General features: G+C 63.7%; 16 protein-coding genes and 1 other RNA gene. 9 read left to right on the top strand and 8 right to left on the bottom strand.

What is annotated here, in order from left to right; translation table 11 throughout:
• Positions 1–97: 97 nt before the first annotated feature.
• Positions 98–592: an anthrone oxygenase family protein gene (locus AC0QUY_RS05720; RefSeq protein ID WP_161851488.1), complete on the top strand. Its 495-nt coding sequence runs from the start codon at positions 98–100 to the stop codon at positions 590–592.
• 13 nt (positions 593–605) lie between these two features.
• On the opposite strand, the gene AC0QUY_RS05715 is transcribed toward AC0QUY_RS05720, so the two are convergent.
• From AC0QUY_RS05715 to AC0QUY_RS05700, 4 genes are all read right to left on the bottom strand, one after another.
• Entirely contained in the window at positions 606–1,106 is a 501-nt protein-coding gene (locus AC0QUY_RS05715; protein ID WP_161851489.1) for an Lrp/AsnC family transcriptional regulator, read from the bottom strand.
• A 68-nt stretch (positions 1,107–1,174) separates the two neighbouring features.
• Positions 1,175–2,137 (bottom strand): sugar kinase, encoded by a 963-nt coding sequence (locus AC0QUY_RS05710; protein ID WP_161851490.1) that lies wholly within the window; start codon positions 2,135–2,137, stop codon positions 1,175–1,177.
• A gap of 80 nt (positions 2,138–2,217) precedes the next feature.
• Complete coding sequence (gene nudC, locus AC0QUY_RS05705) at positions 2,218–3,168, bottom strand: NAD(+) diphosphatase (protein WP_161851491.1); 951 nt, start codon at positions 3,166–3,168, stop codon at positions 2,218–2,220.
• 4 nt (positions 3,169–3,172) lie between these two features.
• Positions 3,173–3,598, bottom strand: coding sequence for an HIT domain-containing protein (locus AC0QUY_RS05700; protein WP_057857395.1), 426 nt, complete (start codon positions 3,596–3,598; stop codon positions 3,173–3,175).
• A 244-nt stretch (positions 3,599–3,842) separates the two neighbouring features.
• Between AC0QUY_RS05700 and ffs the strand changes: the two genes are divergently transcribed.
• The 5 genes from ffs to AC0QUY_RS05675 all read left to right on the top strand — a co-directional run bounded on the left by ffs (position 3,843) and on the right by AC0QUY_RS05675 (position 7,269).
• An RNA gene (ffs, locus tag AC0QUY_RS05695) (signal recognition particle sRNA small type) lies at positions 3,843–3,939 on the top strand.
• A 108-nt stretch (positions 3,940–4,047) separates the two neighbouring features.
• Positions 4,048–5,868, top strand: a complete 1,821-nt coding sequence (locus tag AC0QUY_RS05690) for a DNA polymerase III subunit gamma/tau (protein ID WP_161851492.1) — start codon at positions 4,048–4,050, stop codon at positions 5,866–5,868.
• A 24-nt stretch (positions 5,869–5,892) separates the two neighbouring features.
• Positions 5,893–6,213, top strand: coding sequence for a YbaB/EbfC family nucleoid-associated protein (locus tag AC0QUY_RS05685; RefSeq protein ID WP_161851493.1), 321 nt, complete (start codon positions 5,893–5,895; stop codon positions 6,211–6,213).
• 1 nt (position 6,214) lies between these two features.
• On the top strand, positions 6,215–6,820 hold the full coding sequence (recR, locus tag AC0QUY_RS05680) for a recombination mediator RecR (protein WP_057857392.1): 606 nt from the start codon (positions 6,215–6,217) through the stop codon (positions 6,818–6,820).
• 23 nt (positions 6,821–6,843) lie between these two features.
• Positions 6,844–7,269, top strand: a complete 426-nt coding sequence (locus AC0QUY_RS05675; RefSeq protein WP_161851494.1) for a hypothetical protein — start codon at positions 6,844–6,846, stop codon at positions 7,267–7,269.
• A gap of 105 nt (positions 7,270–7,374) precedes the next feature.
• Here AC0QUY_RS05675 and AC0QUY_RS05670 read toward each other — a convergent pair whose 3' ends face one another.
• From AC0QUY_RS05670 to AC0QUY_RS05660, 3 genes are all read right to left on the bottom strand, one after another.
• The gene (locus tag AC0QUY_RS05670) at positions 7,375–8,745 is read right to left on the bottom strand and encodes an AmpG family muropeptide MFS transporter (RefSeq protein WP_475386092.1); all 1,371 of its coding nucleotides are present in this window, start codon (positions 8,743–8,745) and stop codon (positions 7,375–7,377) included.
• Positions 8,746–8,822: 77 nt separating this feature from the next.
• The gene (locus AC0QUY_RS05665; RefSeq protein ID WP_475386091.1) at positions 8,823–9,128 is read right to left on the bottom strand and encodes a GIY-YIG nuclease family protein; all 306 of its coding nucleotides are present in this window, start codon (positions 9,126–9,128) and stop codon (positions 8,823–8,825) included.
• 82 nt (positions 9,129–9,210) lie between these two features.
• Entirely contained in the window at positions 9,211–10,419 is a 1,209-nt protein-coding gene (locus tag AC0QUY_RS05660) for a DNA recombination protein RmuC (protein WP_475386090.1), read from the bottom strand.
• A 171-nt stretch (positions 10,420–10,590) separates the two neighbouring features.
• On the opposite strand from AC0QUY_RS05660, the gene def reads away from it, so the two are divergent.
• The 3 genes from def to truA all read left to right on the top strand — a co-directional run bounded on the left by def (position 10,591) and on the right by truA (position 12,928).
• Positions 10,591–11,118 (top strand): peptide deformylase, encoded by a 528-nt coding sequence (gene def / locus AC0QUY_RS05655; RefSeq protein ID WP_475386089.1) that lies wholly within the window; start codon positions 10,591–10,593, stop codon positions 11,116–11,118.
• Positions 11,119–11,258: 140 nt separating this feature from the next.
• Entirely contained in the window at positions 11,259–12,191 is a 933-nt protein-coding gene (fmt, locus tag AC0QUY_RS05650; RefSeq protein ID WP_161851498.1) for a methionyl-tRNA formyltransferase, read from the top strand.
• Positions 12,191–12,928 (top strand): tRNA pseudouridine(38-40) synthase TruA, encoded by a 738-nt coding sequence (truA, locus tag AC0QUY_RS05645; RefSeq protein ID WP_475386088.1) that lies wholly within the window; start codon positions 12,191–12,193, stop codon positions 12,926–12,928. The genes fmt and truA overlap by 1 nt, the downstream gene beginning before the upstream one ends.
• On the opposite strand, the gene AC0QUY_RS05640 is transcribed toward truA, so the two are convergent.
• Positions 12,925–13,587, bottom strand: a complete 663-nt coding sequence (locus AC0QUY_RS05640; protein WP_475386087.1) for a dihydrofolate reductase family protein — start codon at positions 13,585–13,587, stop codon at positions 12,925–12,927. The genes truA and AC0QUY_RS05640 overlap by 4 nt on opposite strands.
• Positions 13,588–13,611: the final 24 nt, after the last annotated feature.

Below are 13,611 nucleotides of genomic sequence, written 5' to 3'. Positions count from 1 at the left end.
CGCAGCCATCGGCCTGCAACTGTTCGTGTTGCCCCGGAACGCTTTCGATTTGACTGCGTTACGGGGGGCAACCGGTAAAGCTGCAAGGCTTGCGCTCATGGTTCTCTTGAAGATATCCGCAGTTGTCGTCGTTGCGATCGCCATGGCGCTGGCGCTCGCTCATGCACTGGAATTACCCGGCAAAATGCGGTTGCAGAAGGAGCAATATCTGGCGGTCCAAGCGATCTATTATCCCGGCTTCACGATTGGCGGAGCAGCCGAGCCGGTAAGCGTGTTGTTGACGGCACTGCTCGCGTTTTTGACGCCGTCAGGGAGTCTGAGTTTCTGGCTGACGCTTGGCGCCTGCTGTGCGCTAGCCCTGATGCAGGTCGTCTATTGGGCATTCATCCACCCCGTGAATAATTTCTGGGTCAGGGATGTCAATCTGCAAGGCGCCGGCGCTGCCTTTTTCAGATTCGGTAGCAGCGGGTCGACGCGCTCAGGGCAAGCAGATTGGACCTATCTTCGCGACCGCTGGGAATACTCTCATGTCGCGCGCGCAGCTCTTGCCGTGATCGCGTTAGGCTTGCTCGTGACCGCCCTCATTGATTGAGGCTCTACATCTCCTACGCCGCCGGCACCGGCAGCGCGGTCACCGACTTGATCTTCTCCATCGCAAAGCGCGAGGTGACGTTCTTCAGTGGCACGGCGCTGATCAGCTTCTTGTAGAACACGTCGTAGCTCGCCATGTCGGCGACCACGACGCGCAGCATGTAATCGACGTCGCCGGCCATGCGGTAGAATTCCATTACCTCGGGCATGGCGCTGACCGCGCTGGCGAAGGCCTTCAGCCATGCTTCCGAATGATCGGAGCTCTCGACCGAGACGAACACCGAAATGCCGAGGCCGATCTTGTTCTGATCGACCAGCGCTACCCGCCGCAGAATCACGCCGTCGGCCTCCAGCCGCTGGATGCGCTTCCAGCACGGTGTTGACGACAGTCCGACCCGGTCGCCGATCTCGGCGACGGAAAGGGAGGCGTCCTCCTGCAATACGGTGAGGATCTTGCGGTCGATGGCATCCAGGCGGCGGTTGCCTTCGTGGAGCTGAATGGCGAGGTCGGTCATGAGAAAATTGTTCCATAGACAAGGTTTTGATACCTCATATATAGAAAAATCTTCTCGTGCAAGCCCAACTATTGACCGGCCCGGACCACGCCCGCGCTTTGGCCGTGACTCAAAAGCTCTTCAACTTCAACACGTTGGGGCGCTGCGAAGGCGCCACCAAAGCGGGTGCATTTCAGCGCTGCCGCGGCGGAGGCGAACCGGAGCGCCTGCCGCAGTTCCTGCTTCTCGGTGATGGCCAGCGCAAATGCACCGTGGAACACGTCCCCGGCGCCGAGGGTATCTACCGTGTGTACCGGGAAGGCCGGGGTTTCCTGGATACCGCCGTTCTCGTCGAGCCAGATCGTGCCCCGGGGGCCGCGCGTGCCGGCCAGGAAGGACGGGGTCAGCTTTGCGATTTTCTTAAGCGCCTGGGCGTCGTCGGAGACGTCGGCGGTCTCCTGCAGTGGCTCGCTGGAGAACACCAGATGCGTGGAGGCGTTCAGCAGGCCCTCGCGCAGCGACATCGCGCGATCGACGTCGACGATCACGGGAATGCCGCGCCGGACGGCCTCGGCGCAAAGCTCGGTGCAGAATTCGGCGCAGCGGCTCTCGGTGAGGATGGCGGCGCAATCGTCCAGCAGTGTGTCGAAGTCGGGCAACTTCACATGCCACAGTTTCGGATCGCGGAAGGTCACGATGGTGCGCTCGCCGGACGGATCGATCATCACCGCCGAGATCGGTGTCACCAGCCCCGGCATGTGGATGAGATGCTTCGTCTCGATGCCCTCTTGAGCCATCTGATCGAAGATGAAGCGGCTCGAGGTTTCCTTGGCGTCGCCCATCGGCCCGCAGATCGAGGCGCGGCCACCGAGCCGAACGATGCCGATCGCGCCATTGAGCGCGTTGCCGCCGCAGATTTCGTCGAATGCGGTGGCGTTCTCCTTGGAGCCGCGCCCGGGAACGCCCGGCGTATGAAAGGTCAGGTCGCGCACCGGCATGCCGATGCAGAGAATCCGCGGCGGGAGTTTGGGCGCCTTGTCTTGAAAGTTCATCGGAGAATCCGTCATGTGGGTTCCGCCTTCTGCCGGAACCAGGGTCCGGAGTTAATCGACTGGCCCATGGACGGTTCCCGCTATGCGCTGGTTTCGTTTCCCCCATGCACCCAGCGGCCGATCAGATGGTGCGCTATCGCAAACGGATGTGCGGCAAATAAGCCATCAGGATGTTCGCGTCGGTGCATCAATGCGACCTCGTCGCGGCTGAACCAGCGCGCGTCCTCGAGTTCTACGCGATCCACCACGATATCCTCGTTGAGCGCGCGCGCGGAGCATCCGATCATCAGCGAGGACGGATAGGGCCATGGCTGGGTCATGTAATAGCTGACGTCGGTGCAGTGGATGCCGGATTCCTCGAAAATCTCGCGGCGGACCGCGTCCTCGATGGTCTCGGCCGCTTCGACGAAGCCGGCCAGACATGACCACATCCCGGGCATGAACTGCTTCTGCCGGCCCAGCAGGCATTTGTCCCCTGACGTCACCAGCATGATCACGACCGGGTCGGTGCGCGGAAAATGCTCGGCCTTGCAGCTCGGACACTCGCGCTTCCAGCCGCCCTCCTTCATCGCGGTGCGCGTGCCGCAATTGGCGCAATAGCCATGGCGCTGATGCCACGTCACCATCGATTTCGCCATGGCGATCGCGGATAGCTGTTCCAGCGGGGCGGCGCCCTGCATCGCCATGCCGCGCAGCTCGGTCACGGCGACGTCGTCGCGTCCGATCAGTTTTTCAACGGCCGCGGCGGAAATGCCCATGCCGAAAATCGGCGCGCCGTCGCGCAGGCCCAGAAAGATCGTGCCGGGATTGGCGCCGAGCTTGACGGCCTCTTCGACGCCGAGCAGCACGCGCGGCCCTTCGGCCTCCTGTCTCACCAGAAGCGAGTCGCGGTAGATCACATAAGCGCCGGCGTTGCGCTGGTTCTCCAGCGCGAACAGTTTTTCGTCATTGGTGCGCAGATGTGCCGCGCGATCCAGAATATTGGTAACGAATGCGGGTCTTCCCAGCGGATACCTGTCGAATGCGGACATCTATTCAACCCAACCAGATCTTGCGGCGAAGCGCGTTGATGAAATTCTGGACTTCCTCGGCGTCATGCGCCAGCGGCGGCATCACGCCCCAGACCGGGCGCGGCCAGGCCGCGTCGCTGGTACGGCGAGCGATAATGTGGACATGCAACTGCGGCACCAGATTGCCGAGCGCCGCGACATTGAGCTTGTCGCATTTGGTGATCTCTTTCAGCGCCCGCGAGACCCGGGCGATTTCGGTCATCAACTGCGCCTGCGCCACCTCGTCGAGGTCGATGATTTCCACCGCACCCTCGCGGCGCGGCACCAGCAGCAGCCAGGGGTAATGCGCATCCTTGATGACTAGCACCTTGCACAGCGGCAGGTCGCCAATATCGATCGTGTCCTTTTGGAGCTGGGAGTGCAGCGACCAGGCGGAGGCGTCAGAGGGCATCAAGTGTTCTCTATTCTGGAGATAGCCTTGCAGAGAGTGGTTCTGCAAACAACTGCCGTCATGCCCGGGCGGAAGCGCGTTTTCGCGCCAGAGACCCCGGCATCCGGGCTTTTTTACGCGACGCTGAGGAAGCAAGACGTGGATGGCCGGGTCAAGCCCGGCCATGACGAAATGGGGGTGTTCCGGCGCATGGCCCCACCAACCCCGCTTGCTTTCCGGCCCTTTTGGCCCCAAATAGGGACCGGGAGATTGGCGGTGGACGAGCCACTCGCCAACCGGGTCAGGTCCGGAAGGAAGCAGCCCTAACGAGGTCCGGATCGGGTCGCTCGTCAGTCTCCTACCTGTTTTTCGAGCGAATCGAGCGGGAAAGCGGCCAGTCCGCGCCATGCGCTAGATTTCGTTCCTATCCGCAAGCCGGCCCCGAGAGACAATCAGTTGCGGATCGACCGATGAGTGATGCTGGCGCTCCCCCCGACAAGTCAGACGGCCAAGGTGGTCTCGGTGGCGAGACCGCCAAGCCCTACCGGGTGCTGGCGCGAAAATACCGTCCCTCCAGTTTCGACGACCTGATCGGCCAGGAGGCCATGGTCCGCACCGTTTCGAATGCGTTCGAAACCGGGCGGATTCCGCAGGCCTGGATCCTGACCGGCGTCCGCGGTGTCGGCAAAACCACGACGGCGCGGATTCTCGCCCGTGCGCTCAACTACGAAAAGCCCGATGGCTCGGTGAAGGGACCGACCATCCACATGCCGGACCTCGGCGTGCATTGCCAGGCGATCATGGAAAGCCGGCACATGGATGTGCTGGAAATGGACGCCGCCTCCCATACCGGTGTCGACGATGTCCGCCAGATCAATGACAGCGTGCGCTATGCGCCGGCCAGCGCTCGCTACAAGGTCTACATCATCGACGAAGTCCACATGCTGTCGACGGCGGCCTTCAACGCCTTCCTGAAGACGCTGGAAGAGCCACCCGAACACGCCAAATTCGTCTTTGCCACCACCGAAATCCGCAAAGTACCGGTCACGGTGCTGTCGCGCTGCCAGCGTTTTGATCTCCGCCGGGTCGAAGCCGACGTGCTGATGGGGCATCTCGCCAACATTGCGACCAAGGAAGGCGTCGAGGTCGAGCCCGAGGCGCTCGGCATCATCGCCCGCGCTGCGGAAGGCTCGGTGCGCGATTCGTTGTCGCTGTTCGATCAAGCGATTGCCCATGCGGCGGGCACCGTGCGCGCCGATGCCGTGCGGCAGATGCTGGGCTTGGCCGACCGCACCCGGGTGATCGATCTGTTCGAGCATCTGGCGCGCGGCGACATCGCCAGTGCCTTTGGCGAATTCCGCAGCCAATATGACGTCGGCGCCGATCCGGTGGTGGTGCTGTCCGATCTCGCCGAATTCGTCAATTTCGTCACCCGCGTGAAGATCGTGCCCGCCACCGCCGACAACGTCGCGTTCGGCGAGACCGAGCGCGTCCGCGCCCGGGAATTTGCCGCAAAGCTGTCGATGCGGGTGCTGTCGCGGATGTGGCAGATGCTGCTCAAGGGGATCGCCGAGGTCCAGACCGCGACCCGGCCGGCGGCGGCCGCGGAAATGGTGCTGGTGCGCATTGCCTATGTCGCCGACCTGCCGACGCCGGACGAGGCGATCCGGATGCTCGACCAGAACGGCGGAGGGACGCAGATTGCCTCTGGCGGCGCGGCGCCGGCACGGGCCGCACCCTCCGCACCGGTATCTTCAATGTCCGCTTCGCCGTTGCGTGCTCCGGCATCGCCCCGCTCAGGCGCGGAAGCCTCCGCCCGCCCGCAAATGGCACCGTCAGCACAAACGGACTCCGCGCCCGTGCTGCGAATCACGACCTTCCCGCAACTGGTGGCGCTCGCCGGCGAGAAGCGCGATATCCTGACCAAGACGGCGCTGGAAGCCGACATGCGCCTGGTCCGCTTCGAGGACGGGCGGCTGGAAGTTGCGCTGGAACGCGTCGCGGCGCGCGGGCTGGTCAACGACCTCTCCCGCAAGCTGGAACTGTGGACCGGGCGGCGCTGGACCGTGATCGTCTCCAACGAGGCCGGCCAGCCGACTCTGCGCTCGCAGAACGAGCAGGCGCGGAACGAGCACGCCCGCGCCGCGGAGGCCGATCCGCGGGTGCAGGAGGTGCTGGCGCGATTTCCCGGCGCCAAGGTGGTCGAGGTGCGCCGGCTTGCCGCCGAGCCGCCGGAATCCAATATTATCGCTGATGACTTGAACGAGAGCTCCGACGGCGACGACGACTGATCGGACGCTCGAGAGGACGGACGAATGGCTGATTTTCTCGGCATGATGAAGCAGGCCGCGCAACTGCAATCCAAGATGCAGGCGATGCAGGAGGAGCTCGGCAATCTCGAGGTCGAGGGCATCTCCGGCGGCGGGCTGGTCGCCGTGCGCATGACCGCGAAGATGGAAGTGAAGGGCGTTAAGATCGATCCGTCGCTGATGAAGGCCGAAGAGCGCGAGGTGCTCGAGGATCTCTTGGTGAGCGCGCATAATGACGCGCGGCGCAAGGCGGAAACCGCGGCGATGGAAAAGATGCAGGCACTGACCGGCGGCCTCGGCCTGCCGCCCGGGCTTGGTCTGACCTGAAATGGCCGCCAGCGTTGCCGGCCCTGAAATCGAACGCCTGATCCAGCTCCTAGCGCGGCTGCCGGGGCTGGGCCCGCGCTCGGCGCGGCGCGCGGCGCTGCATCTGATCAAGAAGCGTGAAGCCCTGATGACGCCGCTCGCGGGCGCCCTGCAGGTCGCCATCGACCGGATCCAGGTCTGCAAGACCTGCGGCAATATCGACACGCAAAATCCCTGCACGGTGTGCACCGATCCGCGGCGCGATCCCTCGACCATCGTCGTGGTCGCCGACGTCGCCGATCTCTGGGCGCTGGAACGCGCAAATGCGACCAACGGCCGCTATCACGTGCTCGGCGCCACATTGTCGCCACTGGATGGTGTCGGGCCGCAGGATCTGACCATCGATGCACTGGTGGCCCGCGCGCACGAATCACAAGTCGGCGAAATCGTTCTGGCGCTCAATGCAACGGTTGATGGCCAGACCACCGCGCACTACATCACCGATCTTCTGCAGGACGCCAACGTCAAGGTCACCCGGCTCGCGCATGGCGTGCCTGTCGGCGGCGAGCTTGATTATCTCGACGAAGGTACGCTATCGGCTGCCATGCGGCAGCGAACGCTGTTCTAACCCCACAGACGGAACTGATCGACATGACGAAACCTCGATTCGGCAGACGCTCCCGCTTTGCGCTCATCATGGCAGCGGCGCTGATCGCGCCTTCCGCATGGGCGCAGCAGGGCGAGCCGGCGCCGAAGCCCGGCAAGCCGATGAATGCCGGCGACGTGTTGTCAGGTGAACTTAACGCCATGAAGGGCGGCAAGAAGAGCAAGCGCGCCGCGACCTACCAGATCACCAGCGAACCGCGCCGGCTGCCGCCGCCGAACGGGCTGTGCAATCTCGAAACCGGCCCTGAGACATTCCAACTCGTCACCACCAGCGACGCCCAGGCCGCGCAGCTCAAAAATTTCATCGGCAAGGAAATTTCCGTGAAGGTCGACGAAGTCGCCTGCGCCCAGGACGCCGGTCAGATGAGCGAGGCTGTGATCACCAAATGGAGCGTGGTGACCAAGCATTGAGTTGCGAACTTCGTAGCCCGGATGGAGCGAAGCGCAATCCGGGATGATCTCTCCGCCTGTATGCCGACCCCGGATTTCGCTTCGCTCCATCCGGGCTACAAACGCTTAAACTTTCACCGGCCCCACTGCCTCGAAATGCCCGCGCCGCTGCAGCCACGCCAGCAGGATCAGGCTAGGCACAGCCACTACGACCGAGATCACGAAGAACAGCGGCCAGCCCGTTGTCTCCGCCACAAAGCCCGCACCTGAGGACAAATAGGTGCGTCCGACGGCGGCGAGCGCGGTGAGCAGTGCGTATTGGGTCGCGGTGTGCAGCGGATTCTGGCACAGCGCCGAGAGATAGGCGACGAAGATCACGGTTCCGATCGCACCGGTGAAGTTTTCCGCCGAGATGGCGACGGCCAGCGCCCACTGGTTGGTGCCGACAAAGGCGAGCCACGCGAACACGAGGTTGGAGATCGCCTGCAGCACGCCGCCGATCCACAGGCTTGCGACCAGCGAATAGCGCCGCGCCACATAGCCGCCGGCAAAACCGCCAATCAGGGTCGCGGCGAGGCCGACGCCCTTGACGATGGCGGCGTAGTCGTTGCGGGTGAAGCCAAGGTCGATCACGAACGGCGCGGTCATGGTGCCGGAAAATGCGTCGGTGAGCTTGAACAGCACCACGAAGGCGAGCGCCACCCAGGCATGCTTGCGGGACAGAAATTCGGAGAATGCCCCGATGGCCGCATGCATGACGCGGGCGAGAGCCGACTCGTCGCGGGTCGCTGCTTCCGCGCGCACCGATTGCTCGGGCTCGGTGGCGGCGAGCGCCGTGAGGGTGCCGATCAGCACCAGCGCGGCCATGACGACATAGCCCCACATCCACGCTGAACCGCGCCCGATGCCGGTGCTCTCGAACGCCGTCACGATGAACAGCACGCCGGCGGTCGACACCAGCATGCCGATCCGGTAGGCCGCGACATACGAGGCCATGCCGGCGGCCTGCTCGCTCTCGGGCAGGCTTTCGACGCGAAACGCATCGACGACGATGTCCTGGGTCGAGGACATCATGGCGACCAGAAGCGCGCCCAGCGCCACGAACAGCGGCGAGCGCGCCGGATCCGTCAGCGCCAGCAGCAGGATTGCGCCGATCAGGAGCAGTTGCGAGAACACCAGCCAGCCGCGGCGGCGGCCGAAGGCGCGGGTGAACACCGGCACATGCAGCGCATCGACCAGCGGCGCCCAGATGAATTTAAGCGTGTAGGGCGTGCCGACCAGCGCGAACAGCCCGATGGTGACGAGATCGACGCCGGATTCGCGCATCCATACCAGGAGCGTCGATCCTGACAGCGCCAGCGGCAGGCCGGACGAAAAGCCGAGCATCAGCACGATCAGCACGCGGGGTTGCAGATACACGGCCCAGGCCTCGCGCCAGGTTGGCGCGGGGGCGGCGGCTTTTTCTGGCGAAACGGAGGCGGATTCTGGTGCTGTCATGGAGGGGTGTTAGCAGATTCTGCAACAAAAAGACTGTCATCGCCCGGCTTGACCGGGCGACCCAGTATCGCAGAGGCCTATCCGCCGCCCCCGCCAATCTCAGCGTAAAGATCGATCCAGTCCGGATTTTGTTTCTCAATTAGCGATATCTTCCAGGCTCGCGGCCATTTCTTGAGCCGTTTTTCGCGCTGGATCGCATGTTCGATCTGATCGAAGATTTCGAAATAAACTAACCGGGTCACCTCGTGCTTCTTGGTGAAACTCTCGGCGATTTTGAGCTTGTGCTGGCCAACGCGGCGGACGAGATCGTTCGTCACGCCAATGTAAAGCGTACCGCCGATGCGGCTGGCGAGAATGTAAACGTAGTAACTACGTGCTCCCATCTACCGTCTCTGGGATACTGGGTCGCCCGGTCAAGCCGGGCGATGACGACCTAATTTGGGGCTGCAACGCTCCAAGTGCTTGCTACTCCCCCGCCTGCAGCTTGCGCGGCACGGGGAACAGTTCGGCCGTTCCGCCCTTCACCACGCGCGGTGCCTCGATCGGAGCATCCGCCTTGCTGAAATCGAGTTCCTCGATCCGGCCCGCCCGCTTCTCGATCTTGTCGGCGGAAATCAATATCTGCCGGACGTCCTCGTTCACATCGCCAAAATGCTTCTGCAGTTTCAGCACGCGATCACGCAGGCGCCCCAGATCGTCGCCGAGGTTGAGCACCTCGGTGCGGATCTGGTCGGCGGCATCGCGCATCCGCGCGTCTTTCAAAATCTGCTGCATCACCTGGATCGCCAGCATCAATAGCGAGGGCGACACCAGCACGACGCGGGCGCGGTAGGCTTTCTGGATCACGTCGTCGAAACCGTCGTGGATTTCGGCATAGACCGATTCCGACGGCACGAACATCAGCGCGGTGTCCTGGGTCTCGCCGGTGATCAGATATTTCTCGGCGATGTCGTTGACATGCTTCATCACGTCGTTGCGCAGGCGTTGGGTAGCGAATTTGCGCTCCTCGTCGCTGCGCGCATCGTGCAGCGCGGTCATCGCTTCCAGCGGGAATTTCGCGTCGATGCAGAGCGGGCGCTGATCGGGCAGGAACACGACGCAGTCCGGCCGCTTGCCGGATGAGAGCGTGTACTGGAATTCGTAAGCGCCCTGCGGCATGCCGTCCTGCACGATCGCTTCCATCCGCGCCTGGCCGAAGGCGCCGCGCGACTGCTTGTTGGCGAGGACGTCGCGCAGCGTGGTCACTTGAGACGTCAAGTCGGTGAGATTCTTGTGCGCGTTGTCGATGATGCCGAGCCGCTCATGCAGCACGCGCAAGCTATCCATGGTGTGGCGCGTGGTGGCTTCCATCGACTGGCCGACCCGATGCGTCACCGAATCCAGCCGCTCGTTGACGGCGCGCGCCATCTCGGCCTGGCGGCCGGCCAGCGACTGCGCCATGGCGTCGACCCGGCCGGTGGATTCGCTCTGCGCCCGCAGCATCTCGCTCAGACGCTCTTCCAGTTCATCGGCGCGGATCGCCTGCGCCATCGCCAGTTCCGCGCCCCGGCGGCCGGAGCGGGCAATCACGATGGCGATGGTCAGCAACAGTACCAGCGCGAGCGTGCCGAACCCGATCAGCGCCTCGCCAACATGAATCGGCAGGTCGCCGACCGTGAGAAGAATTTCGTTCATGTCAGCCTTGTAGCCCGATTCGCCGCCGAGTGCGAACGAAGAGGGAACATTTATGGTAAACGGCGGGTTAATTTTCGTGGTTAACGCCGCGTTAAAAATCATGGTTAAGGCCGCCTTAACGGGCTTCCCGGCGCATTGACCCCGGCAAATCAGCAGCTTAAATCGCGCGCTATGGCCCTTAGAGAAATCATCATCCTGCCGGACAAGCAGCTCCGGCTGGTCTCCAAACCCGTCGAGAAGGTGACGACGGAGATCCGCAAGCTCGCCGACGACATGTTCGAGACCATGTATGACGCGCCCGGCATCGGGCTCGCGGCAATCCAGGTCGCCCAGCCGCTGCGGCTGATCACCATGGATCTCGCCAAGAAGGACGAGAACGGCGAGACCAAGCCGAAGCCGCGCGTCTTCATCAATCCGGAAATCCTCTCCTCGTCGGAGGAAATGTCGGTCTACGAGGAGGGCTGCCTCTCGATCCCCGAATATTACGAGGAGGTCGAGCGCCCGGCGAAGGTTCGCGTCCGCTTTACCGATCTCGATGGCAAGGTGCACGAGGAAGACGCCGACGGCCTGTTCGCCACCTGCATCCAGCATGAGATCGACCATCTCAACGGTGTGCTGTTCGTGGACTATCTGTCGAAGCTGAAGCGCGACCGCGTGATGAAGAAATTTACAAAAGCCGCCAAGCGCGCGGCGGAGTAGGCCCCACTCTATCGACCGTCATGCCCAGGTTCGTGCCGGGCATCCACGCCTTCCTTTCTCGCTGCCAGCAAGACGTGGATGGCCGGGACAAGCCCGGCCATGACGGAGTAAACTAGAATCGTACCGGGGTTTTCCACCTGATGCCACTCCGCCTCATCTTCATGGGCACGCCCGATTTCGCGGTGCCGACGCTGCTGGAACTCGTGGCCCATGGCCATGAGGTCGTCGCCGTCTACACCCGCGCGCCAAAACCGGCCGGGCGCGGCATGAAGATGCAGCTGAGCCCCGTGGAGCAGGAGGCGCGGCGGCTCGGCATTCCCGTGATGACCCCGAGCACCCTGAAGACGCCGGAAGCGCTCGCCGAATTCCGCACGCACAATGCCGACGCCGCCGTCGTCGTCGCCTACGGCATGATCCTGCCGCAGGCCATTCTCGACGCGCCGCGCTATGGCTGCTTCAACCTGCACGGCTCGCTCTTGCCGCGCTGGCGCGGCGCGGCCCCCATCAACCGCGCGATCATGGCCGGTGACGTCGAGAGCGGCGTGATGGTGATGAAGATGGATGTCGGCCTCGACACCGGTGATGTCGCGATGGCGGAGCGGCTGGCGATCACGGACAGCATGACGGCCGCCGACCTGCACGACGCACTGGCGCCGCTCGGCGCCGACCTGATGGTGCGCGCGATGGGTGGGCTGGAGCGCGGCGGATTGCAGCTCAGCAAACAGAGCGAGGACGGCGTGACCTACGCGGCGAAGATCGAGAAGGCCGAGGCGCGGATCGACTGGAAGCGGTCGGCGCGGGAAGTGCTGCGGCATATTCACGGCCTGTCGCCGTTTCCCGGCGCCTGGTGCGAGCTGGCCGCGGAAGCGGAGCCGGTGCGCCTCAAGATACTGCGCTGCGAGTTGGCGAGCGGGTCGGGTGCGGCTGGCGAGGTGCTGGATAACGACCTTGCCATCGCCTGCGGCGACGGTGCCATTCGCATTGTCGAGCTGCAGCGCGCCGGCAAGGGGCCGATGAAATCAGCGGAATTTCTGCGCGGCACGGCGCTGAAGCCGCCTGCGCGGCTGGACTGATGCCTCGCTACAAGCTCATTATCGAATATGACGGCACGCCGTTCTCCGGCTGGCAGATCCAGGATAATGCGCCGACCGTGCAGGGCGCGCTGGAAACCGCGGTGAAGGCGATCTGCGGCGAGGACGTGCGCGTGCATGGCTCGGGCCGTACCGACGCCGGCGTGCATGCGCTGGGGCAGGTCGCGCATTGCGACATTCAAAAGCCGTTTCCGCCGGGCCGGCTGCGCGACGGGCTGAACGCGCATCTGCGTCCGCATCCAATCGGCGTGCTCTCGGCCGACATCGTGGCCGATGATTTCGAGGCGCGCTTTTCAGCGAAGAAGCGGCATTACCGCTACCGCATCACCAACACCAGAGCCAACCTCGCGCTCGACATCAAGCGAAGCTGGCGGGTGCCGCGCCATCTCGATACGGATGCGATGGACGTCGCGGCCAAGCGGCTGCTCGGCAAGCACGATTTCACCACCTTCCGCGACACCGAATGCCAGGCGAAATCGCCGGAGAAGACGCTCGACCAGCTCGACGTGATCAGGGAGGGTGACGCAGTCTCGATTCTCACTTCCGCCCGCTCGTTCCTGCACAGCCAGGTGCGTTCGATGGTGGGGTCGCTGGTGTGGGTCGGCGAAGGGCGCTGGAGCGCCGACGACCTCGCCGCGGCTCTTGCCGCCCGCAACCGTGCTGCCTGCGGCCCGGTGGCGCCGCCGGAGGGATTATATTTGGTGCGGGTGGAGTATTAGGCCGGCTTGAGTACCATGTGCGTGGCATTTGCCGTCGCAACATGGTCGGTCACCTCGTAGCCAAGGCTCGGCAGATCAAGCCCCGCGAACAGGTTCTCGCCAGATCCAAGCAGGATCGGCGCAATCGCAATGTGCATTTCGTCGATCAGACGGGCGCGCAGATATTGCTGGATGGTCGCGACGCCGCCGCCCACCCTCACATCCTTGCCGCCGGCAGCCGCGCGCGCCTTTTGCAGCGCCGCCTCGATGCCCTCGGTCACGAAATGGAAGACCGTGCCGCCCTTCATGGTGATGGGAGCGCGGGAATGATGCGTCAACACGAAGACATCGCAATGATAGGGCGGCTCGTCGCCCCACCAGCCCTTCCAGGAGTCATCCGGCCAGGGTCCGCGCACCGGGCCGAACATGTTGCGGCCGAGGATCCACGCACCGATGTTCTCAAAGCCTCGCGTCGCAAAATCGTCATCCGGGCCGGTCGTGCCGGCATCCTTCGCGAACAGCATTTTCTGAATGGTCTGCGTCGGCAATACCCATTCGTGCAGCCCCAATCCGCCGACGCCGAGCGGATTATCGGCGTCCTGGTCGGGGCCCGCGCCATAGCCGTCGGCGGATATGCTGAAGCAGCGGACAACGAGCTTACTGTTGGCTGAACTGGTCATGGCGCCACATCATCCCCGATGATG

It is taken from the genome of Bradyrhizobium sp. WYCCWR15520 (assembly GCF_056174665.1).
This window is presented reverse-complemented; position numbering and strand designations above follow the sequence as displayed.